Genomic DNA, 25052 nt, shown 5'->3' with positions numbered 1-25052 from the left:
TGGCTATCATAGCCTATATAACCCACTTAAATTCAGGAGGATGTTAAACATGACATATCTAACAAAAGTTCGTCAGTGCAATCCGCTTATACACAATATTACGAATATAGTCGTTACCAACTTCACAGCCAATGGGCTTCTCGCTTTAGGTGCCTCACCTTTCATGGCTCACGCTCATGAAGAAGTAGCCGATGTAGCTAAATTAGCGAATGCAGTCGTTCTTAATATTGGAACGCTCGATGAAAGTGTTGTGAAATCAATCCTTATCGCAGGGAAATCTGCAAATGAGAATCATGTTCCAGTCGTTATTGATCCGGTTGGAGCTGGCGCTACAACTTACCGAACAACGATTGCTCAGAGAATCACTCAGGAGATTAAGCTTGCTGTGCTCAGGGGCAATGTTGCAGAAGTAGCGCATGTCGTGGGTGAAGAATGGTCCATTAAAGGGGTAGATGCGGGTGCTGGCGAAGGCAATAGGGTACTCCTAGCACAAAAGGCTGCCCTAAAGTTAGGATGTATTGTTGTCATTACGGGGAAAGAAGATGTGATTACGAATGGACACACGACTTACATCACAAGTAATGGTCATCCTCTTCTCACTAAAGTTACAGGGGCTGGATGCTTGCTTAGTTCTATTATCGGGGCATTCTTAGCTGTAAGCGAAGTTAGCGAACAATCTTGGTTGGAATCGGTTACCGAAGCACTTGCTTTCTATGGCGTAGCCGCTGAAATAGCTGCTGAAATGACAGAGCATCAAGGACCTGGAAGCTTTCAGATTGAATTATTGAACCAATTGGCTAGCGTATCACCGAAAATTCTACAACAAAGAGCCCATATTCACCAAGTCTAAAAAGTTGTACGTCTACTCACCACTAAGACAATTGGAGGAATTAAGAGATGCATATCTATAAAGCATTGACGATTGCAGGATCAGATAGCGGTGGTGGAGCAGGCATTCAAGCCGATATCAAAACCTTTCAAGAATTAGGTGTATATGGCATGTCAACCATTACTGCACTCACTGCACAGAATACGTTAGGCGTTCAAGGTGTTTTCCCCATGACCGCCGAGACGATTGCTATGCAACTAGACTCGATAGGTGAAGATCTAGAACCCGATGCATTAAAGACAGGGATGCTATTCAGTGGCGAGATTATTCGGATTGTAGCAGCCAAGATTGAGCAGTATCATTGGCGCAACTTAGTCGTTGATCCAGTGATGGTGGCCAAGGGCGGATCTACACTACTGCAACAAGAAGCGATTAAATCTGTCATCCAAGTACTTCTCCCACTTGCCTTGGTCACTACTCCCAACATTCCAGAAGCAGAGATCCTTACAGAGATGTCCATCGTCAGCTTAAGTGACCGAGAAGAGGCTGCCAAACGTATTCTTCAGATGGGTTCTCATTATGTCGTCATGAAGGGCGGACATGATGCTTCTACCGATCAAGTCGTAGACCTTGTGTATGATGGGCATAGTTACATCTATATGGAGAATCAACGGATTGAAACAAGACATACACATGGTACAGGTTGTACTTATTCAGCTGCGGTTACAGCAGAGTTAGCTAAAGGGAAATCGGTACTGGACGCTGTTCAAACAGCGAAACAATTTATCCAAGCTGCTATAGAGGACCCATTAGGAATCGGTGCAGGGCATGGTCCAACGAACCATTTTGCTTATCAGCGGAGAAAGAGAGGTACAGAGTATGTCTACTAATCATAATGAATCTGTTCGTTCATTGCTGAAAGTCTATTTCATTATGGGTAGTGTCAATTGTAGGAAAGATCCTCGTGAGGTATTAACTGAGGCGATTGCAGGCGGTATTACTCTATTTCAGTTTCGTGAAAAAGGCGTAGGATCCTTAGTCGGTAAAGCCAAGTTGACACTCGCCAGAGAGCTTCAACAAATATGTCAAAAATATCATATCCCCTTCATCGTCAATGATGATATCGACCTCGCAATCGCCGTTAACGCAGATGGTGTCCATGTTGGGCAAGAGGATGAACCTGCAAGCTCCATCCGTGAGAGAATTGGTTCCCACAAAATTATCGGTGTCTCTGCGCATACCCTAGAGGAAGCACAGCAAGCAATAAAAGATGGGGCACATTATTTGGGAGTCGGCCCGATCTTCCCAACACGTTCCAAAGACGATGCTAGAGAAGTGCTGGGTACAACATTACTCCATGAATTACGACAACAAGGGATTTCTATTCCACTTGTAGGCATTGGTGGAATCTCGATAGACAATGCTGCTTCGGTCATTGCTGCTGGCGCAGACGGCGTATCCGTTATATCAGCTATAGCAAGTTCAAATTCTATTAAAGAAGCCGCCGCTGTTTTCGTTTCTTCGTTAAACAATCCCTCCAACAAAAACATACGTTCTCTATATAGTTGACACCTTCCATAATATAGGGTATATTAATGAAAATTATACAAGCTTAGCGAGCGAAGCACCTCGCAAGAACAGGCGTAATGGCCTTTCTTGAGAGGTGTTTTTTTATGCACTATCATTCTTGTAGATGGGGGTTGAGGTAATTAATGAACGATGCAAGTAGAAGAAGTGCTTGGAGTAGAATGATTGTGATTCTCTGTGTATTGATTGTGTTACAAGTGAATGCACCACATGTAAGTGCAGCGGATCATTGGGATACTGCATTGGAACACATCAATCTTGTTCACGATGATGTTGCAGCACTGAAAGTAGTCGTACTATCGGAAACTCAGCATATTAAAGATCAACGTACAAAGAATAATGATGCATTAAAATGGGTAAATGCCAAGATCAAGGTCATAGACCTGAAATGGATAAACAGTATGCAAATAGAAGTAGATCAGACTCTACGGAAGCATTCCCCTCTATTAGAGCAATTCACGGCATTAAGCAAACAGGCTACTGCCGCTAAGCAGAATAAGGATAAGAAGCTAGCTGACCTGCTCGATCTAAAGCGCAATAAGATACTAACTTCCGTATTGGCTGCTCGTACCGATATAAAGTCTAAAAAAGAAGCGCTCTCTGCCGCCAGAAGACAGCGTGCAAGCAAGGTGAAGTTGGTTAAGGATGTACTCGCTCCTGTTCAAAAATTTAAAAAACAGATTACAGAAGAGAATAAAACGGTTGCTGCAGCAAGACACATCTATTCGGCATCAGAGAAACGTTATAAAACTAGTGTAAAACAAGGAAATGCAGTTACCGCCGCTGAAGATATCACGCTAATGTATGATCAAATGCAAATCATTCACACCTCTCAACAAAAGGTATACGACTGGGAGAAGCAAATTTCGCAAGTCATCATGATGGCAGAGTCCAAGATACCGAAGTAACGATGAAGGTTGACTTTAATGGTAAACCAATAGAGTGCTCACCAAAAATAGAGATCCTCATCGCAGATATGCAACAAGGATCTCTATTTTTTGATAATTTACATCATGTTGTATTTGATTCTATGCAGTTCATGTGGTCCGATCATAGAATTCAGGGAGCTGCTAACCTTCCTCGGCTAATCTATCAAAACGATCTCTGTATGTATTTAAGATGTTAATCAGTTTCTGTCTTAAACCCTGCAACCAATGTGGATTGCTGTCTGATTCTGGAACATCAACTACTTTGAGTAATTTAGTAAATAACAATAGATTATGGATTCTCAAAAATCCAGATAATTCAACCAATAGCGATCCATTCATTGTGTTTTCTTGCTTATACCCTTTTATGAATGCTTGGAACTTACTATTATTAAAATCCACATCTTCATCAAATAAGTCTCTTAACGCATAGGCAATATCAGCAACATACCAATATACCGCAGCATCATCGAAATCCAATATACTAAATGAACTATCACTCCACCGCAAATTATCTAGTTCGAAATCATAATGTATTAAACCGATATCGTCTTCAGAAAACTGTAAGTCCTTCACCCATTTTTCTAATTCCCCCAACTCTTGGGTTGCGGATAATTCATGTGTGGGCAAGTGTTCTTTGATCCAAGTAAAATGCTCTTCCCAGCTACTTCGTTTGTTTATCTGATCTTTCGTTAATTGTTTAGTAGCATTATGTAATTTTCCTAATGAAGCACCCCATGTCATAAACTGCTCATCCGTAAGTTCATCCATTTCAAGATGTTCACCTGGTAATTTTTCAAATACCACTGCATGGTATACTCCCAAATCCGTTTCAATGACTTCAATGATTTTATTATTTTTTGATTTTATAGGTTTAACTACATTCAACCCTTTTTCACAGAGGTATTCAAGAATATTGATTTCAGATTCTATAGCGTGTACATCCTTTTCAGTTGAATCAATACACCTTAGGAAATAATCCTTACCATCTTGCTTGAAGATAAATAATGAATTTGCACTTGAACGATAGAAAAATACTGTACCTTCATCATAACCCCAAGCATTTAATAACTCCTCAGCAAATTTACTTCTCCATTGTTCATCAACTGTATTCATGACCTTCTGCATTAAACTTAATTTCATCATTATAATTATTTCCTTTCGATTGGTCTGATCGAAATTGACCATTCAGAGATGACCGTTTCTTTGTAATCCATCTTTTTATCTAATTAAGCTCTATACAATATCTTATTTCCTCTTTGATCATTTTAAATTCAACAGATCCGTACAGTGACAACGCAGACATATTCGTAGTTAATACCATCAATTCAGCAGAATCTAGCTCATTAGCCTTTAAATAGTTTAGCGCTTGTGACAGCATATATTTCGCAATGCCACGATTTCTCCATGGGTCACGTACAAGAACACCTTCTATAACCCCTTTATCTTCTTCCTGCCATGCCATTAAGCTGCCTACAATCGTATCTGCTTCGCGAACAACCATCGCTGTCCACAGTGGATTTTGTTTGTATTGAGATAGTCTTTCCATTCCTAGCGGTGTATCAGGCCAAATCTCTGCTTCCAACTCTAAATATTCGCTTTCTTCATGAGAGGACTCCATTTTCCAATGCGTAAATTGAAGATTCTCACTTAATTGCAACTCTGGAATTGACTCTGTAAGATCGCGTTTCATTGTAAATAAACTTTCCCTATGACGGAAGCCCTTCCGCTGAATGAAAAATTGACTATTGGCAATCTCCGACGAATCGTTACCCACACACAGTAATGTAGCGTATTCCTTAGACAAGGACTCTTTTAACTCCATGGCACGCGAGAAAAGATATGGATAGAGTTGTTCTAATAAATTAAGATCAGATTCTCTTTCTGGGATGGTCTTTAAATTAAGATAGATCGAATGTTTGCTTTCAGCGGAACGACCAGACGGAACAATATTGATAATACTCACTTGCCCCTTAGCCACCATTTTTCCTTTTTCAAAAGCACAAAACACATTAACCCAGTTATCAGGGTCGCCCACCCACCAAAAACTAGCATTCTCCCTTGAGTTTACCGAGCTGTACAATTCACCAAGTAATGGCATGTCATCCTGCTGAAAATGACGAATTTCAATCCCATCCAACAACTGAACTGATTTTCCCAATAAAATACCCCTCCCGATACCGTTATCTATCAAAATAATTTCACCTTTTATTATTACTACCCATAAGGGTATCACGTATAGATTAAATCTCATAAGTAAAATAAAATTATACTTAATCTTTACGGATCGTTCCTATTTCAAAATGCCCACCTTATGCAATACTTCTCATAAAGTGGGCATTCCTGACTCTACTATCCTTTCAACAATCGAATAACGGTCAACTCCGGTTTTTCAAATAGACGTATAGGCAATCGGGTGGTTCCGATCCCTCGATTTACATAAAGCATCAGTGGCCTACTCTTTCCTTGAAGTGAGTGTAGCCCTTCCATATATTTATTGGCTAACGAAGTTGTAATAAGTGGTTTTAGAAAGGGAACACGAACTTGCCCGCCATGACTATGCCCAGAGAGCTGTAGGTCAACCGGATAATCCATGAATCGATCCACCACATCCGGTTCATGGACGAGGAGCAGATTGAAATCCTGAGGACGCAGTGATTGAAGTGTACTTTGAATCTGAGGTTTTCCCAACAAGAAGTCATCAAGCCCTGCTATGTTCATCCTTTCACCGGTAGCCGATATAATGGAGTGGACCTCATTCACTAGTACGATGAACCCAGCTTCCTCCATATATCGTTTGTATACCCGACTTCCTCCCCCTCCCCTGTCGTGATTACCATATACGGCATATTTACCGAGGGGAGCTTCTATCTTTGCTAATACCTTTTGGGCCAACTCTCTATTATTAGAACCGTATTGTGTGTAATGATCCATTAGATCACCTGTAAATACCACCATGTCCGGATTCATAAGATTCATACGATCGACTAAAGATTGAAGCTGATCAACTGTATAATCGGGGCCTAAGTGCGTATCTGAGAATTGAACGATTTCAATGCCATCGAATGACTTCTGTACGTACTTGTTTGCAATATCGATTCGAGTCACTGACAGAGATTTGGGTTCAATCTCAACAGCATAGAACCCGATTCCTAAAACTAAAAGAACGCTCATACACAATGTAATCCGTATCCTTCTGTAAATCACTGCGTAAGGCCCTTCTTGATGGCATTCCAAATTGGATTGTTCGATGGGGCATGAATGAAGAGTTCCCCTTTATCTCTCGCATCCCAATATTCCCAACCCGGCTTTTCACTACCAAATTCATAGTCCATCCCATCCCAAGTATCTTCACGAAATGCATAGAAAGACCAGTGCCAGCCGTATTCATTGAAAATAGAAATCAGATCCTCCATATACTGATCTGCTCCCTTGATCATTCGGTTGGTTCCGAATTCTGATGCAATAATCTGATTGGCGGGTACATGATTAACAGTTGCCCACTTGGCGACCGGCTCCAAGAATTGTTTAAGGGCTTGGCGATCAAACTTCATTTCCTTCTCGTCATTTCCGACCTTGACAGTACCCGGATAAGAATAAGTGAATCCTTTTTTCTTATTTTGACTAGTCAATTCATAAGGCTCATACATATGAAAAGCGTATAGAACGTTAGGATCATCCACAGGTTTCAAATAATTGAATGCCCAAGGCGTTGCATAAAGTCCAGAATCAACAATAATGGGCGTCTCCGTATCAACGGTCCTAATCGCTTTGATCATCACGTCATAGAGCGAGTTCAAATCTGCTGCTGTATTCTGTACTTTGGCGTACCACTCCGTGTAATCCTGAGTCCAGAAGTCATTAAAACCTGTTGCTGTTTCCGGGTGTGGCTCATTAATAAGGTTATAACCAATAATAGCAGGATGATCTTTCAGTCGGGTGGCAAGATCCTTCCAGAAGAGGGCCGATTGACTATGATAATCAGGCTCTTGCCATATACGATCATCATTCTTAGCCCCGTTAAACTGCCGCCATCGATCTCCGGGTAGGCTAAGTACCGTCAATATGACTTTCATCCCTTTGGCTTCAGCCGCATCCAGATCTGCTCTGAGTCTTGCAAAATCTTCTTCCACAATCCCCTCATATCGATCCGAACTACCTATCAGAAAATCTTCATTAGGTTTGCTATCCGGTTTATCGCTGAACAAGTGATCTCGTTCTTTGCCCCATTTGTCAGGCGCGAGCCGGATGAACTCAATTCCCTGTTCCTTAGCTGCTTGGTAATTGCCCAGCAACGAAGTGGAATTCATGAAATTGGACCCTCTTCGCTGTTCATTCCAATAGTTCATTTTCTCTGAAGGGGCCTCTATGTTCTCCACTTGGCTGCTGTTCTGGCCTTTCGTTTCTAAAGGCACCGTGGAGTTAAGACTGCATCCAGCTACAGTAGCTAGAATGGTCGAGATAAGCAAACCGTTTCTTACCCTTGACCATCCATCTTTCTTTCTTACATTGTTCATTATGAATCACCTCGAAAATAAGCATATTCTATCTTTGTTACGCCAATATGACAAAACAAGAAGAACGCCTCTCGGCGTCCTTGGTGAAAGAGTTACTATGTTGGGTGGGAAGGCATGGGTATGAGCTACATCCGCTTGGCTAGGCGTACTATTTCAAGAAAATATCGCAGCGAAATCGCCACCATGTATCTTCATTAATCTGAACGTATCGGCAAGGAGAAATAAAATTCGATCTCTTTATCCTTTGCATGAATTCCATAAGGCGCCTCATGTTTTTCTAAGATGGCTTGCACGATGGACAGCCCCAGACCCGACCCGCTAAGCTGTTTATTCCGTGATCTATCTAATACAAAGAAAGGCTGCCATATTTGATTCACATCCTGTTCATCCCAGGCCCGAATGCCGTTTCGAATTGTAAATACCAACCGATCTCCTTCATTCACTAGTGATATACCTATCTTGGGTTCACTCGAATATTTAAGCGCGTTGCTTATAAAATTATCCAGAACGATCCCGATTTTCTGTTGATCACCTCGAACCATAGGATGTAGAAGTTGACTACCATCCACCTCAACAATCTTCTGCTCTTTCTGTATTGCGACCTGGAAATTATCCAGAACACTCTCAAGTAACGCTTGGAAATCAAAATCCACCATCGAATAGGGCTCATTCTGAAGCTTGGCTAAGTGAAGCAACTTGTCCACTAACTGGGACATTTCATCTGTTTTTCTATCAATAACATGTAAGAATGTGCCGTCGTCCAATTCATCTCTGATGCCCAAGGAATAAGCCTTTATCAAAGCAATGGGTGTTTTTAACTCGTGTGAAATATCAGAAATAAAGTTCCGTAAATTTTGATTTTTTTCTTCTAGAGCTAGGTGCGCTTCCTTCAATTTATCGCTCATCTGATTAATGCTCGCCGCCAACAATTCAATTTCATCACCCGTCTTTATGTTCGTTGTACGGAATTGAAGATTGGAGATATCTTCGGCGTTTTTTGCCAATTCCTTCAGAGGACGAATGATTTGTCTTGCGATAACCCACGCTAATCCAAGGGTAAAGAACAGTGCGCTGATGGCAATATACAAATTGAATTTATTAACGGCTCGAATCGACTGATCCGAATGCGCAATCGTATCACCGATGACGAAGAGTGTATCGTCCATTCGGAGGATCGTGACAAGGAAACTGGTGTTAAGCTTCGTCTGACTATACAACTTGTAGACCGGATTCCCATATTTAAGATCCTGAATACTATCTTCCGTTAGCCAGAATTTCGCTAACGTAATGCCTTCGCTATTTAACTTGGTTCGAATAGCATCATTCAAATCATTCGGATTAGTTACGAAATCGGTGCTTACAATCGTTACGTTGTATTGCTGTTCCAGTTCCCTCTTCGTTTGGATTAGAGATTCAACTGTTTCATTGCTCATGTGGTTGGTCAGTTGCGCTAAATTCATCTTTTGCTGATACAGAATATATTTAGGCAGAAAAAACGTAGTTACCAAGAATGAAACAGCGAATACCAAACAAATCATACACGCAATACGCCAAAATAACTTTCGACTCAGCTTACTCATAGGGAATTTCCAGACTGTATCCACTGCCTCGATACGTCTTAATTAATCCTTCTCCCACTTTCTCCCTAAGTCTCCGAATATGAGTATCGACTGTTCTTTCTTCCCCGAAATAATCAAATCCCCACACCTGATCTAACAATACTTTTCTACTTAGAATATGCCCTTTGTGTTCAAGTAGGCACTTCATTAACTGGAATTCCTTATTCGTAACTTCCAGGTCGACTCCGTCCTTATAGATCTTTCCGCCTCGCATATTTACTCGCAAACGCCCGAGTGTGATATCTTCCTCCATATGAAGTAGTTTCTTGGCCCGCAAAATCAAGATACGAGGTTCGAAAGGTTTACGCACGTAATCGTCAGCACCTGTTTGTAACGCCATCAATTCTTCTTCCTGTTCACCTTTTGCAGTTAACATCAATACCTTAGCAAATTGTTGCTTTTTTAATCTCTTGCATACTTCTATACCGCTTACTTTGGGCATCATCCAATCGAGTATTGCCAAATCTATTTTGTGATTCATACAAATATCCAGAGCTTCTTCTCCATCTTGAGCGGGGAATATTTGAAAACCTTCTTTTCTAAAATACGCGACTATTATTCTGAGCATGTCGAGATCATCATCTGCAATCAGTATGTTCATTTTGTACTCCTTAACTTAACAATGTATTATGGGACATCATTATAGCATCTACATATCAGAAAGTGAAAACACACAAATAAGACAGCAAGTCATCGGTGGAATTGTATTTCTACCGATGGCTTACTGTCTTAAGTACTTACACTCACCTTTAATCAAATGAACGATCATTCTCTTCATCCGCTATGCTTTGAATATCTTCTGATGTAATGTTTAAATACACATATCCATCCTGAATGTTCTTCTTTAAGGCTTTATCCTTCATGAATTTAGGGCTGCCCTCACCTGCATCCTCATCATAGATCAGTAAGATTCCGTCTGTTTTTCTGAATAATAAGTCATCCCTTGCAGTGAATTGCCATGTTCCCTGATACGGTTGCTTACTGACGATACCATAATAATCTACACCCTTTAAAATATCATTGAAATAATCTTTCTTATCTTCTTTCCATTTCTCTTCTGGATTGAGGTAAGCTGACATAATAGACAATTTCAAGCTGGGATATTGTTCTTTCAGAGCGATGACGGCTTCACAGGCCCATAGATCAACACCATACTGTCCAGGCGTAATCACCCATTCTAACCCATCTTCTATGAGGGGAATCAATTTACCTGTGATCGCTTTTTTGATATATTCGATGCCCACATGTTTCTGATTAAAAATATTGAGCTCATGTGCACGATACCCTGTAACGAGAAGATTCTTCGTCTCCTAACACCCTTTCGTTTATGCCATACCCATGTGTTGCAATTCATCAAGCGTTTGGAGCACATGACCGATCAACTCTGGAATATCATCCATCTGATCCTCATTAATTTTACGATTGAATCTCAGCTCTATCGTATTTGTATGGATCGCATGCTCTTCCCCGTACACGTAACTTAATGACTGTATAGGCTTCAACTCAGGCTTCCAAATATTCTGGATGATCTCTTCAATCTGTCTGCACTGTACAGTAACGTTCGCAATCGGCATATAAAAGAATATTCGTAGCACACACCCCGGAACTTCATCTGGTAGCTCCAATATTTCATTCGCCAGATCTTGTACAGAGGATTCCAGCCGAATCTCGGCAACGATATCCTCATGATCCAGCCGAGAGAACTGGAGCGCAAACAATCTAGACATGACAGACAACTCCATGCGGTCGATCCGATTCGTAATCATAATTTGCTTATCTAGATTGTCCAAATCGTACACATGGTTCTCGAAGGCCACTTTTAAATTCTCATAAACGGTAGGATCAAACATGCTCTTCTCCTTACTTTATGAAGCTATATTCTATCCAGCTTGAATGTTTAGCTGATTCTGCACACTAAAATAAATCAGTCTCATACCGAAGACCGATCTGTTTTCTTGCGTCCTCCATCACCTCTGCCACCATAAGTGAATTCGCCAGTGAATTGATTGAGCTATCCCGTTGATTACTCTGTAACAACCCTATAAACTCCTGAATTTCATAGAACATAGATTCATGTACCTGCGGACGGGACAGATCTTCAACCGTACCATCTCTATAATGGATTTTGACATCATAAGGCTGATTGATCTTATCAATGACCATCGTCCCATTCTCTCCCTGAATTTCTGTAGGCAAATAAGAATCAGCAATCTTGGAATGCATGATAATCGCATCCATATCTTTATAACGCATGACCATACTACCTTCACCATCCACTCCCGAAGACAACATGATACCCACGGCATGAACCGTATCAGGCTTACCGAACAGTGTCACCATAGGATATATACAGTAAATTCCCAAATCCATCAATGAACCATTAGAATAAGTAGGATTGAAAGCATTCAGAACCTTTCCCTGTAAAAAAGCATCATAACGTGATGAATACTGACAGTAGCTTGCAAAATAGCGCCGCACCCGACCTATTTTATACAGATTATCCTTCATAATTCTAAAATTAGGCATGAGTGTAGATTTCAAAGCTTCCATTAATACGACATTATTACTTCGTGCCACATCGATCATCTTCTGTAATTCAGCCGAATTCGAAGCCATTGGTTTCTCACACAAAACATGCTTTCCGTGATTCATACATAGAATTGCTTGCTCTGCATGAAAAGAATTAGGACTTGCAATATATACCGCATCCAATTCATCACTCGATACCATTTGCTCCAAATCCGTATAGACCTTAGGATCGTTATAATTAGCGGCAAACACTCTGCCCTTCTCTTCTTTGCGTGAATAGACCGCAGTCAGGACAAATTGTTCTGTTTCTACTGCCGCTTGAATGAAGCGCTCCGTAATCCAGTTCGTTCCAATCACACCAAATCGTATCATCGTGTTCTCAATTCCTTTCTCTCATCAAATTATATAATATGTATTCTCTCACTCTACATTCTCCATGTCCACTTTCTTATATAAATGTGTAGCTACCAGCTCATCTTCATCCTGCCCATACAACTGAATACTAATTACTAGACCTATGCTAAGCATGTTAATCAATAAAGAACTTCCTCCAAAACTGATAAAAGGCAGTGTAATTCCAGTTAAGGGCATTAAACCTATGAACATGCCAATATTCTCAAAAATTTGATACAATAACATAGCTATAATCCCAACGATAAGAATAGGTCCTTCTCGCCTTTTGCACTCTAATGCAATGATAATTAACCGATAAATCAGAATAAAATAGAGCAGCACAAGTACCGACACACCGATAAACCCGAATTCCTCAGCTACTACAACAATGATGGAGTCAGAATACGTATACGGTACAAATCCAAATTGAACATAGGATCCCTTCATATACCCTTCTCCAAACATCCCCCCAGAAGCGATAGCCACAAGGGCATTTCTAGTATGATAAGACGCATCACTGCTAGCCTCATCAGGAAGTAACCAAGGATCTATTCTATTCAGCCAATGTTGTCTATCAGTACTCTCCAAATACGTTACGATCTGATCATGAAAAGCAATATATGATTTAATTCCTACCAAGAGAGATACTGTGAGAATAAGTAATATAATGATGGAATGTGAGTATTTCAATTTGCCGATCCACAAAACTCCTAACAAAATGACAAGATAGCTAAGCGCATTCCCTATATCATTCTGTTTCATAACAATGCCAAAGGGTATCAATGCAAACAAAGAAAGCGGTACAATATCTCGCCAAAAGGCAAGTTCCATTTTATTTCGCTGCCCAAGTAAGGCAGTAAGGGAAATAATAAGCACAAGTTTAAAAAATTCAGCTGGCTGAATATTCAGGCCAACCCCTGGGATTTCAATCCATCCCTTCGCCCCATTCACTGTATCTCCTATAAACAGGACAATAACAAGTAAGAATAGACCCACAGCAAGGACAAACCAGTGATATTTAAGGAGAAGTCGAAAATCCAATAGAAACATTCCAAAAAAACAAATAAAGCCCACAAGGTAATAAAACACCATTCGTTTATCGGAGCCTTCGAATTTGGGCCAAGCAGAGATGCCACTATGTACTAGAGCTACACTAATGACCATGAATATCAACAATATGACTACAATCATCCAATCTATTTTTTTCCACTTGCTTTGTAGCATCAATGCGTCCTCCCGTTTCTAATGCTTGAAATTTCAAAAAAAAGATGTACTCGAGAGCGACAGTATACTAAGTATAACACTTACAAAATGGTGGAATCACTGAAACGTCGAGTAGAATGCAAAAAAAGAAGAGAAGTAAACACACTCCTCTTCTTTGCAAGCAGATAGATTACTTCTCCAATACCTTTTCTCAGAACAATCAACGATTCGGATACCCATTATGACAATGGCTTTGTGGATGATAATGATATTGAGGTGCTGCGTTGGGATGACTGCTCCCATTACAAAAAGAAGCATTAGCATGGTGCTGTTGGTGCTGTTGCTGCTGTTGTTGAGCTTGCATCACACATTCATCCGTAGGCCCAATTACGATGGTTTCGTTATTTAGTGGCTTAAGTACTTTCTTCAATAATTCGGGATCTAAACAATACGTATGGGAGAGGACTTCTATCGGCGTTTTCGTAAGAATATCAGACCCGAAAATATACTCCGGATATGGAGCATCAAATATGGCGAGCAAGTGGGTTTTATCCTCTAGAGCTACTTCCCAATGCCACCAACCTTGCGGAATATTGGCCACTTGTCCTGGGGTGATCGTAACGTTGGTGATTATATTATTGAAAGGATTAATGAGAGAAACCATCGCAGATCCTGAAATGCAATAAACAAGTTCTGCTGCATTTTGATGATAATGCGGTTCAACGACACGTCCTCTGCTTAAATAAATATCAAGCAATGAAACGTCACCAAGCGTATTTAAATTTTCCCGTCCCAACCGATTAATGAAGTTTTCAGCGTTCCTAGTTTTCAATCGATTTTTATTGACATCAAAAAAATATTGAACATCTGGTTTCGTGTAATCCATATAGGATGTTGCCATTGTTTATTCCCACTCCACTCGTTACGTGATAGATACGAATTCATGATATGCGACAGAAATTGAATCGTGACAGGAGTCTAGTTCCGACTTGTAGTCCTTCAGCCGATAAAAGCTCTAGTATTGCCGATTCGTTACTCCAATAAAAAAGAGAGCCGCGCGCCAAGGCAGCTCCATCACTAATGTTATCTGTCTATCAAATGTTTCGCCATATCGCGCAATGAGGTCAGCCCCTCCGCTTCGGCATCCCATGCCCGCTCTTTGCTGCACGTATAAACTTTATATCCCACTACGTTCAGATAAAACATACTTTATTTTCTTTTCACAATAAATAGATTCACTCTTTATATCCCACTACGTTCAGATAAAACCAAAAGAGTTACTTAAAACGGCATCCCTCCCAGTAGACTTTATATCCCACTACGTTCAGATAAAACTTGTTCTTTCTAACTACGGACGGGGTAAAGATCATTCTTTATATCCCACTACGTTCAGATAAAACTAGTAATTGTACGCCCTCACATGCAACAATATATTGCTTTATATCCCACTACGTTCAGATAAAACATTTCTCAGTAAATTAGGAAAACACTTGGAATCATCCTTTATATCCCACTACGTTCAGATAAAACTCAAGCTTAAAGGTATCGCTTATGACCCTCATAATGCTTTATATCCCACTACGTTCAGATAAAACAATGCAACATCATCTTGCCGTAGTGCTGTAGTAAACTTTATATCCCACTACGTTCAGATAAAACATTATTTCTTCGCATACTTCATCTATTTCCATACTCTTTATATCCCACTACGTTCAGATAAAACATGAATTGTAGTGAGAATGGTGACTGGGAAGAGATCTTTATATCCCACTACGTTCAGATAAAACTCCTTTTTATGCGAAAGACCGAGACGATAGATACGTTCTTTATATCCCACTACGTTCAGATAAAACCCCAGGGACACGATTTTTTGTACTGGCGTACAGGTCTTTATATCCCACTACGTTCAGATAAAACGAAGAACAGATTGATGCCATGCTGCAACAGTTTAGGGCTTTATATCCCACTACGTTCAGATAAAACTCGTACAGTTCCCGCGGATCGCTTCCAGTACTCGACCTTTATATCCCACTACGTTCAGATAAAACTATGAATCCGACTGCTGTTGTTAATGCTGATTTCTCCTTTATATCCCACTACGTTCAGATAAAACTTACATCACCAACACATATCGTATAATCACTATTTATCTTTATATCCCACTACGTTCAGATAAAACTGCTTCGTTGCTGTATGTGATTGATAGTAGCAACAGACTTTATATCCCACTACGTTCAGATAAAACCTCAATGTATAATTTCTCCCCGTCCATACCTTGGTACTTTATATCCCACTACGTTCAGATAAAACAAGTGTGCAGGGAGGAATAAGGATGTCTTGGTACTACTTTATATCCCACTACGTTCAGATAAAACTAAGTTCCCCGACATGGTGGTTAGGGCACACAATACTTTATATCCCACTACGTTCAGATAAAACTCACTTTTCACAAGAGCTTGATAATGATGGCTATACGACTTTATATCCCACTACGTTCAGATAAAACCCCGATTTTTCACGTCCTTAAACCCCTGCTACATCAACGTTTTTGGCCGAGGTCATTTCTTATTTTGCATTGAACCTCCAATGCGTAAAATCATGGACTTCAAAATAACCCTCTTAGCCCTTACTACACAAGGCTCGCAGCCGATTCGACAAAATAATCGTTCACTGCACTTCTACTTAACAACTCTCACAAAAATAATCGATCAAAGGAACGATCCTCTCCGATCACTTCTTTTACAATAGCCTTGGGATTAGCTACTTTATACAAATATATTGAATCCATTTCATCTGTGATATCTCTTAATTCTGCAAGGCACCTTGTTAGTTTCCCCTTAGTGATTTCACCCTCAAATACCGAGTTTTGCGTCCAATCCAGATATTCACGTAGCTTTTTGCAGACTTTACCTACACGCTTCTCTCCAATATCGTACGTAATTATAACGAACATGTCTACCACCAAGCCTTAAAAGGTTTATAAGTCTCATCACCAATGACATGTTTTATTAGCTTATATGCCTCAAGTCGAATTAAATATCGGTAAGTTACATTTCGATTCAACTTTCGGTGTTTGAAAGTGCTTTTCATTTTTTCATCAAATGCAGCCAAAAATATTTTACGACCTTCCTCATTCAGATAGACCATTCCGTCCGTATCCTCAAAATGTTTACTCTGGATGCGACGATTATTTACAAGACTAAAGATAAGAGGATCAATGACTAAAGGTTTGAAAATTTCTGCAATATCTAAACTAAGTGAGAAACGCTTGCTTGAGGGTTCATGCAAATAGCTGATCGCTGGATCAAGCATTGTTTTATACAACTCTGATATGACAGTGGTATACATCATCCCATTTCCAAAAGAGATCAGAGCATTTAAAGGGTCCTGTGGAGGGCGTCTACTGCGACTCACCCAAGTAAAGTTACTCTTTACTAATAACGTAAATGCATCATAATATACCTGACGGCATTGTCCTTCCACGCCCATAACTGCCGGAATACTGTTCGCATTATCCAATAGTACAACTCGAGCATTGATCGTATCGATATGGGCTTTCGTATCTTCTCCTGCCTTCCGGAGATTCCTTATCATATGATGGACACCACCTTGGACAAAAGCCTTAGCCAAAACTAATCGCTTACTTAGATCTAGATAGTGCTCACTTTGCCGAACAACAGTATAACCAGATACCCGTGAATTACGAGGATAGTAAGTACCATCATAATATCCATAATGATTGTACACATGCAGTCTTACATCATGTTGAGTTAGAATATGTAAAAGTGAAGTATTAAAATCAACATTACCGAATAAATGCAGATTCTCTGTTTGCTCAACAGGTAATGGCCGTGACTTACCTTCTTCATCTGTAAAATATAACGTATTGTGCTTTCGATGCAATTTACCTGCTGAGAAAATAAATACATCTCTTCCACTACTCATACATCATCACCGCCCTCGCCAGATTCACAGAAGTCTCGATATGCACATTTTGCGCAAACCTTAAGTTTCCTATAACGTGGTAAATTTCCCTCTAGTATCTTTTGTACGCCATCTAATGCTTTCAATACTTCCATGTTCTCATCCAGTCCAAGTACAATTTCCGTCGTCTTTTTTTCCTTAGGATAGCTGAGAAGTCCCTTCTTCTCCACACCGCGCTCTTTAAGCAAATACAAGTAATATAACAACTGTAGACGGTCTGCATGCTCCATCTTGCTACTAATCTTAACTTCCCGGACGTATTCTCCATCTACTGCATCCATGACTGCCATATCATCAATATTAATTTCTTTATCTAATCTACCATAAGCGTGCTCATGCAGAACTTTACCTTCCTCTACACGATCATGCTGCTGCTCGAATCCGATCCCCCGGTTGAATAGCCACAATTTACGCTTACAGACTGCATAATAGTGCATTTCAATTCCACGAATCGACATATTAGACTCCTCACCTTTCAATAAGCTTAAGATTTACCATGTTATCGGCGCTGTTACCGCATTCGCATCTAATCCAGTCTCTTCGTCATAAACCATGTCCACATAATATAAGTCTCGAATTAATGGGAATTCTGTTAGTACGCCTTTGTTCTTAGCTAATCTTTGATTAACCCCTACCGTAAACTGTTCAATGCTTTGTCTGGCTCTACGTTTCATGTTCCTGTCCTTGGTAGATTTCCATAAATCCAAAGCCTCCTCAATTTCTTCTGTTCCAAGATACGCCATAGGAATGGCCTGAACTTCATGTATATCTCTCAGTAAATCCTGAGCTTCTTTATTATCAATTTCATACATCGGACGTTCTTCCAACTGTGTTAAAGTATCATCAAATAACTGTTTAAATGATGAACCTTCTAATTCCTTCTCATCATATAGTTGTTGGATCATTTGTTGTTTTTGTGATTCAAGTAGAATTCCAGAGGGATACTTGCTAAATAATTCTATACTCCGATTATAAATATCATCATGATATACCGAGTTCTTTCCTATCTGAGTACCTGAAGCACCTTGGGTGTATACCCTTATATTCACTTCATCTGTAGATTTCTCCCCTCTACGATTACACCGGCCATACCTTTGGAATTGACTATCCAGTGAAGACATTTCTGTATACATCCGATCAAAATCAATATCCAAGCTCGCTTCCACCAATTGCGTGGTCACCCATATTCCATGATCCAAGCTTTTAGCAAAATCAAGGATATCTTTCTCTAATAAAACACGATCCTTCTTAATAAAACGAGAGTGAAGCAGATGTATGGGATTTGAGCGCTTTCTTTGTTTCAACAAATTGTATAATTCTCTAGCACGCTTAACCGTATTACATATAACCAATACTTTATATTTCTCACCATCCTCTATGATTTGAGCCAGTACATTCTCATTTAGAATAGATGCATCTTCTTGCTGCACGTGGTGCCGTATCACCGTATCATCAATAAATTCACCATAGGCTACTGGGAGCTGAGAATTTATCAGTTTACGATTCAAGGCTTTATAGTAAAAGTCCGGTAGTGTCGCTGTCATAATCATGAATGATCCACCAATACGATCAATAAGTACCATCGCTCTTACGATCAAGGCGGCAATACGTGGATCATATGCTTGTAGCTCATCAATAATAACTTTGGAGGAAGCTACTGTCGCATACTCTTTCTCAAATCCAAGATAGTAGAAAGGGAATTTCAGAATCTGATCAATCGTAGAAATGATTAGTTTATTACCAAATTGCCTAGACTGCGAATATATTTTTTCCATAGACTCATCATCCGCTTCCATGACATCATGCAGATAATCCATGCTGGTAGAATGAAGTAAACCTGTTGCTTCCTCAATCGTTGCATCCTTTCCAGAGGTGCGCGTAAATCCAATTTTCTTTTTGTTAATAATTCGTTCATACATCGCATTAATACTGACACGTAATGGCAAGGTTAAGAATCCTTTGTCTGCCCCTAACCATAACAACCCCGCTTCAGTCTTCCCCATGCCTGTCTGTGCCACAACAACAACATGCTCATATTGATGTTGTGTCGCGAATAGTTGTAATGCATTCGGACCATCATCAAAGGTATTCGTTATGAATTGTTTGGCATACTCACCTACATTCATATCTGTAGCAAGCTCTACAGGTACATGCGCAGAAGCTGCATGGTCCAGACGATGGAGCAATCCTTTGATAAGAACATATCGCTGAAATAATTCACCACTACTTTCACGGATTCGCTCATTGTGCGAGATCAAATTGAGCTTCGCAGTCATACACTTAAGATTTAACTTGATGTCTAGCTCTAACTCAATCTGCTCACAATGAGGTAAAATATGTTGCTTATATATTTCACCAATTTGTTTATGATTAGGTGTAACTGATTTTTCATGATGAAAAGCTACAGCTTGTACCAAAATCAGTTCTTCTTCTTGATCCAAGCCTAATTTTCCGAATGGAATGGCCAGAACAGATACATGGTTATGCCTTACATCGTAATTACAATTAGTTGTAACCGATGGTTGTTTAATTGCTCGTAAAATTTTATTCTGGAACACAGCATCATATTTACCTACATCATGATATTTCACTGCCCAGTAGAGAAGCTGCCAATCTCTTTCAGTCATTAGCTTCAAAGAAGATTCATAGCCATTTTTTAATTGATGATAGCATGTTATTAATGCTTCCGTATGTTGCTGAATGGTTTCTGTATAAGGTAATGGAGGTGAAGATTTCGCATAAAAAATCATAGTAACAGACTCCCTTTATTTACTATATTGTTTAATTTATACATACGAGTGTAAGAAAAAGAGAACGCGGAATCCGGTTCTCTCTACATTTCATTAAATTTCTATTCAGAAGGTTGTGCAAAGAACACTCCATCACCATGTGGATCTAACCACAACTCTTCACAAGAAATAGACGTATCCACCCCCGCTTGTACATATCCTACTTGCAACTTATCCCATACACGTACACCTTGTATAATACGATAAGTCCAATTCAGACTATATGGAAAATGAGCCAGCCTATTGGCTGCAAGCATATCCTGAGGAATAAAAGCACTATTCTCTAAGATCAAGTCTTCCATCGCTTCGACTAACTCTACACACTCACAAGCATCTATACGCACTAGATCTTCCCAACGCCCAAGACTTAGATGTATATTACCTTCTTGAATTCGCTTTTCCAACTTCTCCAGAACGTCATCAGCAGCATCTACATGGATAATTAGATTGACGTCATATAACATATGACTATAAATCGGCATCGTTGTAATATCTTTAAATTCACGTTCAATACCTAATCCAGCCGTTGTTAGAGCAAACTCTTCTGTCTTATTACTTTTGAAAAAGTAATGTGTCTGGTAGTCCGTGACTAATGTATCGTAGTTGCCCTGAATACTAATTTTCATTGGAATTAATTCTTTAGCTTCCAAAATGGCATGCAACATCCCTTTTACTGTTGAATGCGGTGGTAATGGATAGGTCTCAGCTACTTTGAATGCCAACGGTTTTTTATAACATGCCGTCTGTTGATATAACTCTAGTCGAAGCACCTTCATTGTACAGAAGCTCCAAAGTAGTCTTCAATTTCATTCTTCATTGCCACAAAAAACTCCTCAACCGTGCCTGTATGATCAAATCCTAATTGCTCAAATTGAGCCTCGTTATGGAAGACACCTGGTACATATCCTATACGAGTGAAATCAGCCATCTCTTGCCCACCGAACGTTGTCTTGCCTACATTTTTAAGAGCATCTACATTTAGATTCCATGCTTTAGTCTGCGTTTCTAGCATCACTCGGCCAAGGAAGAATGGATTGGCCACCGGATAGATACCTCCTATCACAAACAGTGGAGCTAGTGTTTCCTGACGACCACGAATATTACGATTTAGTAATTTCAATATATCAAGCAATTGATGCAGACGAGTTACCTTTTCCTCTGTAGGTAATTCCACAGACTGAGCTCCAGTTGGTTTATCTATACCAATCTTGTCCAAATCAATAGTTACTGTATATGTATAGAAACTCTCATGTTGTTCAATATTTGCAAGGTTCGGTGTCTCATCGATTCGTTCAGCAAAGCCCATATTGTTAAGAAACTCCATATCACTACGGTAAGGCTCAAGTGATACTGCATGTGAGAGACGAGCAACAGCTGGACGTTTTTGTGACTTTTTGCCTGTTTTGAGATAACCGAATAGATCCATTTCAACAGAATCAGCAATGCTGATATCTTCCCGAAATTGAAGTGTTCCCTTAGTTTTATCTACTGTTTGTAGATTCCAATTGAACCATTCATTACCTAATCGCACAATATCGTAACGGATACTTTGACGTGAAGCAAAAGTGAGTACATCACCATTACCACGATGGATTTTTTTGAGCTCAGATATATTAGCAATCCCCTCTCCATAATTCAGGGAATTCGCGCGGAATATAGTGGTCAATGTCAGTGCTTTACTCATGATTGGGTAGCCTCCTTGGCAGTTATGGATGGATTAGATTCATTTTTATTTTCTTCTGAATTTTGTCCGAGTAAGCCGGCGATAAAGGAACTAGCTATCGTATCAAAATCCAAACCATTCTCCTTGAAACCTTCAAGAAAATCACTAGAGACTTCCATATATTTGTCTGAGCTACTATTTTTCCTTGCAATTGATGTGTTAGCGGACATATACATACGGAACACAGTATCCATAAACTCTGCCTTATTTCCGGATTTTGCTGCATTAAGCAATCGATAGACAATACCGTCTAATTTTTTGCGTCCACTTGCTTGATATACTTTACCTTCTCCATAGTCTGCTGAACGACCCGAAGTTAAACAAATACCCAAAATTTTACCTTGTTTATTAATACGAGAAATCTTTTCATCATAGTTGGCCATTTCTTGTTCCCCTTTCTTCGCTTGCAAAATTCGTTTTCGGGCTATAACTGCATGATAAGCGCTATCGGCCAATCGCTTGCTTTCAGCAACTTTGGCTATCTCTGTTGGATTGCTTGAATTTAGTGTGGGTTTGATAGACACCCTGAGAAGTTCATAAATTGTTTCTTTAGGATCTTGCCCTTTAAGTACAGCTCTAAGAAAAGTATCTTTAGCATGAGTATGATGAATTAAGTGAAGGGTTTTCCCATAACTGCTCAGGAAAGTAGCGAGATATGGAGGCATATGATAATATTCCAACAGTGTTTTTTTAGCTGAATAATCAGAGTGTAATTCGATAAAAAAATAAGACTGCTGATGTATCTTTCGCGCTTTATCTCGTGATTCATCAAGTAACCCTGTGATGGCTTCTCCCATCGTATTACCACCGCTTCGAAGTGTATAATACGTATTGTTATTATTAACATTCTCTATGAAGGAGTTCTGGGTCATTACCATACCGAAAAAACGCTTATTCTCATTAAATTCCTCTGTACCCATACGGCGATTATACATGGCTAGTCCAATAGGCACCGCGAATAAAACTAAGCGAGCAATAGCACTCATTGGAATGGAGATATCTCGATCAAAGTCCCAACTAAAGTTATACGAATTATTCTTAGACACACCTAAAGGTACAAAGCTTTTTTCTTCGAAAGATTGTGTAGCAAGCAATCCATCTATTAAGGAACATCGTAACACTTCATTTTCCAAAAAATCATACACTTCCTGTGGTGTCTTTAATTTTTTGGTTAATTTCAACCATTTTCTATAGTATTTATTCGTCTCACTATGTTCTTGAAGTAATGCTGAAATATCCGATTCTGTTATTTCCTTCTGTCTTTCTGCATATAACTGCAAATCTTGTAAAGCCGGACGTGCAAAGTCCTTGTCCAGTTGTTCAATAAATTGTTGCGTAGATTTAGAGGCAAATGTCTTTTGCAATATGGAGGTCTGTCCGAAAAAAGGCTCTAACATGACCGATCTTACGTAATTAAGCGTAAGTCTTTCATTAATAAACGGAACTGACATGATTCTCTCATAATCATCTCTAGCTTGCTTGATCTGATCGGCTTCAATATAAGCCTCTTTATTCTTGGAAAGAATCTCTAATCTTTCAATGAGTGTCAATAGTTCTTGGTATTCTGGCGCATCCGAAAAGTATTTTTCAACTTTCTTAGCCTGATCTCCTATGGACTTACGAAGATGTTTTGCAGCTTCAATTACTTTTACCGTCAATTTCTCTTGTTGTTCAGCATCGGTATTATGATCAGATACAAGTTTTGCACGTCCGACTTGATCAATAGACCATTCCATACGTCCTACATCCCGTTTCACAATACTATGATTCTGTATCAACCAGCGTATATATTTCTCGGGAAATTGTTGAATTTGTTCTTCTGTTAAAATAATACCCCTATTCGTCTGAAAAGAAGGATATTCTTCTTTATCGAACAAACGTGTTAAACCAATCAATCCTGCTGTCATCATCCAATCTTCAGCAATAATCTCGATTGAAGCGCTCATATATTGTCACTCCTCCCGTAAATACTCAAGTAGCCCAAAAGATTGAGAAGCTCGTTTACCCACACCTGCCTGATACAACAGTTGCAGATCATGAGGATGACCACTTAACTTCAATTGTCCACGATAAGCAGTGAAGTAGAGATAAGTATGGTCATTCCCTTGTTTACGGAATGTTGAGTTAGTTTCGCGAATAACCGTTTTTTTCATTGCTAGAGGTTCAATATTCACCTTACGATAGGGTTCACGTCCAGTTAATTCTCGAATACGCAATGCAGCATAGTAACTAAACTCGTCTCTATATGAAGCTTCGAAAGGATGAACAGGCTTGCCCTCTTTATTCTCTATTAGAATAGGAGATAAGGTTGAGAAGTAGGCATGCTCACCGTGAATCTCAGCTTCTTTTAACATTATAATATCCGTTCGCACCCACTCTTCACCAAAAGTTTCATATGTGCCTAGACGTTGCAACCCGTTAAAAATATGTAGCATAAACGCCATATCGAAGCTAGATATGGTTATAGTTAGACTTTTTAGATAAATTTCTTGTTCTTTATAAGTGAAATCTCTTAAATAAACAGCAGTGGAGAAAGGCTTCATTCGATCTTGATTCTGCTCATACAAACTAGCATAATACCCTTTGTCTGCTAGCTGTAAAGCTTCTTTCAATAAAGAAAGTATTGTGAACCTGTAACCAATGGGAATACGTGAAACTTGATAAGTTATAGATAGTCTCATCTTCTCACTTCCTAACTTTAGCTTTTTCGATGACTATAGAACTATATAAATTCACGATTAGGAATATAGTTGTATATTATCATTAATATATAATTTTTGTAAGTAATTATCACACAGCTTCATTATAGATCGTTAAAGAACCTTCATACTCATACCTCCATTTTTAAATTACAATACGTTAGGATATTTATTTCACTCATATCTTATACTTAATTCACTCTAAATTTCAAGATAAATTTTCCATTTTTTTTGATAATGTGATTTTATTCACT

General features: G+C 39.4%; 22 protein-coding genes, 1 pseudogene and 1 CRISPR repeat array. Of the genes and pseudogenes, 4 read left to right on the top strand and 19 right to left on the bottom strand.

The window, feature by feature from the left end:
• The first annotated feature begins 49 nt into the window (after positions 1–49).
• The 4 genes from thiM to UB51_RS01110 all read left to right on the top strand — a co-directional run bounded on the left by thiM (position 50) and on the right by UB51_RS01110 (position 3324).
• The gene (gene thiM / locus UB51_RS01125) at positions 50–850 is read left to right on the top strand and encodes a hydroxyethylthiazole kinase (RefSeq protein WP_082062974.1); all 801 of its coding nucleotides are present in this window, start codon (positions 50–52) and stop codon (positions 848–850) included.
• Between the two features lie 47 nt (positions 851–897).
• Entirely contained in the window at positions 898–1719 is an 822-nt protein-coding gene (gene thiD, locus UB51_RS01120) for a bifunctional hydroxymethylpyrimidine kinase/phosphomethylpyrimidine kinase (RefSeq protein ID WP_044875704.1), read from the top strand.
• Entirely contained in the window at positions 1709–2398 is a 690-nt protein-coding gene (thiE, locus tag UB51_RS01115; RefSeq protein WP_044875703.1) for a thiamine phosphate synthase, read from the top strand. Before thiD ends, thiE begins: the two co-directional genes overlap by 11 nt.
• A 143-nt stretch (positions 2399–2541) precedes the next feature.
• Positions 2542–3324 carry a hypothetical protein gene (locus UB51_RS01110; protein ID WP_044875702.1) on the top strand — a complete coding sequence of 261 codons (783 nt, stop codon included), beginning with the start codon at positions 2542–2544 and terminating at the stop codon, positions 3322–3324.
• A 162-nt stretch (positions 3325–3486) separates the two neighbouring features.
• On the opposite strand, the gene UB51_RS01105 is transcribed toward UB51_RS01110, so the two are convergent.
• The 19 genes and pseudogenes from UB51_RS01105 to cas6 form a co-directional block, all read right to left on the bottom strand.
• The gene (locus tag UB51_RS01105) at positions 3487–4488 is read right to left on the bottom strand and encodes a phosphotransferase enzyme family protein (protein ID WP_044875701.1); all 1002 of its coding nucleotides are present in this window, start codon (positions 4486–4488) and stop codon (positions 3487–3489) included.
• A 79-nt stretch (positions 4489–4567) separates the two neighbouring features.
• The gene (locus UB51_RS01100; RefSeq protein ID WP_044879812.1) at positions 4568–5443 is read right to left on the bottom strand and encodes a GNAT family N-acetyltransferase; all 876 of its coding nucleotides are present in this window, start codon (positions 5441–5443) and stop codon (positions 4568–4570) included.
• Positions 5444–5694: 251 nt separating this feature from the next.
• A complete protein-coding gene (locus UB51_RS01095) occupies positions 5695–6516 on the bottom strand; it encodes a metallophosphoesterase (protein WP_082062971.1) in 822 nt (273 codons plus the stop codon).
• Positions 6517–6545: 29 nt separating this feature from the next.
• Positions 6546–7691 (bottom strand): glycoside hydrolase family 5 protein, encoded by a 1146-nt coding sequence (locus tag UB51_RS01090; RefSeq protein WP_044879811.1) that lies wholly within the window; start codon positions 7689–7691, stop codon positions 6546–6548.
• Between the two features lie 362 nt (positions 7692–8053).
• Positions 8054–9439: a sensor histidine kinase gene (locus UB51_RS01085; RefSeq protein ID WP_044875699.1), complete on the bottom strand. Its 1386-nt coding sequence runs from the start codon at positions 9437–9439 to the stop codon at positions 8054–8056.
• On the bottom strand, positions 9432–10079 hold the full coding sequence (locus tag UB51_RS01080; protein WP_044875698.1) for a response regulator transcription factor: 648 nt from the start codon (positions 10077–10079) through the stop codon (positions 9432–9434). Before UB51_RS01080 ends, UB51_RS01085 begins: the two co-directional genes overlap by 8 nt.
• Before the next feature lie 148 nt (positions 10080–10227).
• A pseudogene (locus UB51_RS01075) lies at positions 10228–10782 on the bottom strand (DUF1273 domain-containing protein); the annotation flags it as partial.
• Positions 10783–10803: 21 nt separating this feature from the next.
• Complete coding sequence (locus UB51_RS01070) at positions 10804–11328, bottom strand: hypothetical protein (RefSeq protein WP_044875696.1); 525 nt, start codon at positions 11326–11328, stop codon at positions 10804–10806.
• 64 nt (positions 11329–11392) lie between these two features.
• Positions 11393–12379, bottom strand: a complete 987-nt coding sequence (locus UB51_RS01065; RefSeq protein WP_044875695.1) for a Gfo/Idh/MocA family protein — start codon at positions 12377–12379, stop codon at positions 11393–11395.
• 48 nt (positions 12380–12427) lie between these two features.
• Complete coding sequence (locus UB51_RS01060; protein WP_044875694.1) at positions 12428–13624, bottom strand: FtsW/RodA/SpoVE family cell cycle protein; 1197 nt, start codon at positions 13622–13624, stop codon at positions 12428–12430.
• A 199-nt stretch (positions 13625–13823) separates the two neighbouring features.
• Positions 13824–14504 (bottom strand): cupin domain-containing protein, encoded by a 681-nt coding sequence (locus UB51_RS01055; RefSeq protein WP_044875693.1) that lies wholly within the window; start codon positions 14502–14504, stop codon positions 13824–13826.
• Positions 14505–14778: 274 nt separating this feature from the next.
• Positions 14779–16109: direct repeats of the CRISPR family, unit length 29 nt; unit sequence CTTTATATCCCACTACGTTCAGATAAAAC.
• A 186-nt stretch (positions 16110–16295) separates the two neighbouring features.
• A complete protein-coding gene (cas2, locus tag UB51_RS01050) occupies positions 16296–16556 on the bottom strand; it encodes a CRISPR-associated endonuclease Cas2 (RefSeq protein WP_044875692.1) in 261 nt (86 codons plus the stop codon).
• Between the two features lie 2 nt (positions 16557–16558).
• Entirely contained in the window at positions 16559–17548 is a 990-nt protein-coding gene (gene cas1b, locus UB51_RS01045; RefSeq protein WP_044875691.1) for a type I-B CRISPR-associated endonuclease Cas1b, read from the bottom strand.
• The gene (gene cas4, locus UB51_RS01040; RefSeq protein ID WP_044875690.1) at positions 17545–18045 is read right to left on the bottom strand and encodes a CRISPR-associated protein Cas4; all 501 of its coding nucleotides are present in this window, start codon (positions 18043–18045) and stop codon (positions 17545–17547) included. Before cas4 ends, cas1b begins: the two co-directional genes overlap by 4 nt.
• A gap of 33 nt (positions 18046–18078) precedes the next feature.
• Positions 18079–20337 (bottom strand): CRISPR-associated helicase/endonuclease Cas3, encoded by a 2259-nt coding sequence (locus UB51_RS01035; RefSeq protein ID WP_044875689.1) that lies wholly within the window; start codon positions 20335–20337, stop codon positions 18079–18081.
• A gap of 101 nt (positions 20338–20438) precedes the next feature.
• Positions 20439–21152, bottom strand: a complete 714-nt coding sequence (gene cas5b, locus UB51_RS01030; RefSeq protein WP_044875688.1) for a type I-B CRISPR-associated protein Cas5b — start codon at positions 21150–21152, stop codon at positions 20439–20441.
• The gene (gene cas7i, locus UB51_RS01025; protein ID WP_044875687.1) at positions 21149–22060 is read right to left on the bottom strand and encodes a type I-B CRISPR-associated protein Cas7/Cst2/DevR; all 912 of its coding nucleotides are present in this window, start codon (positions 22058–22060) and stop codon (positions 21149–21151) included. Before cas7i ends, cas5b begins: the two co-directional genes overlap by 4 nt.
• Positions 22057–24045: a type I-B CRISPR-associated protein Cas8b1/Cst1 gene (gene cas8a1, locus UB51_RS01020; protein WP_044875686.1), complete on the bottom strand. Its 1989-nt coding sequence runs from the start codon at positions 24043–24045 to the stop codon at positions 22057–22059. The genes cas7i and cas8a1 overlap by 4 nt, the downstream gene beginning before the upstream one ends.
• A 6-nt stretch (positions 24046–24051) precedes the next feature.
• The gene (gene cas6, locus UB51_RS01015) at positions 24052–24780 is read right to left on the bottom strand and encodes a CRISPR-associated endoribonuclease Cas6 (protein WP_044875685.1); all 729 of its coding nucleotides are present in this window, start codon (positions 24778–24780) and stop codon (positions 24052–24054) included.
• Positions 24781–25052: the final 272 nt, after the last annotated feature.

The sequence above is a fragment of the Paenibacillus sp. IHBB 10380 genome, from assembly GCF_000949425.1.
Classification (GTDB): Bacteria; Bacillota; Bacilli; order Paenibacillales; family Paenibacillaceae; genus Paenibacillus_AQ.
Note: the sequence above shows the minus strand (reverse complement) of the source record. Positions and strands in the feature narration are given on the sequence as shown.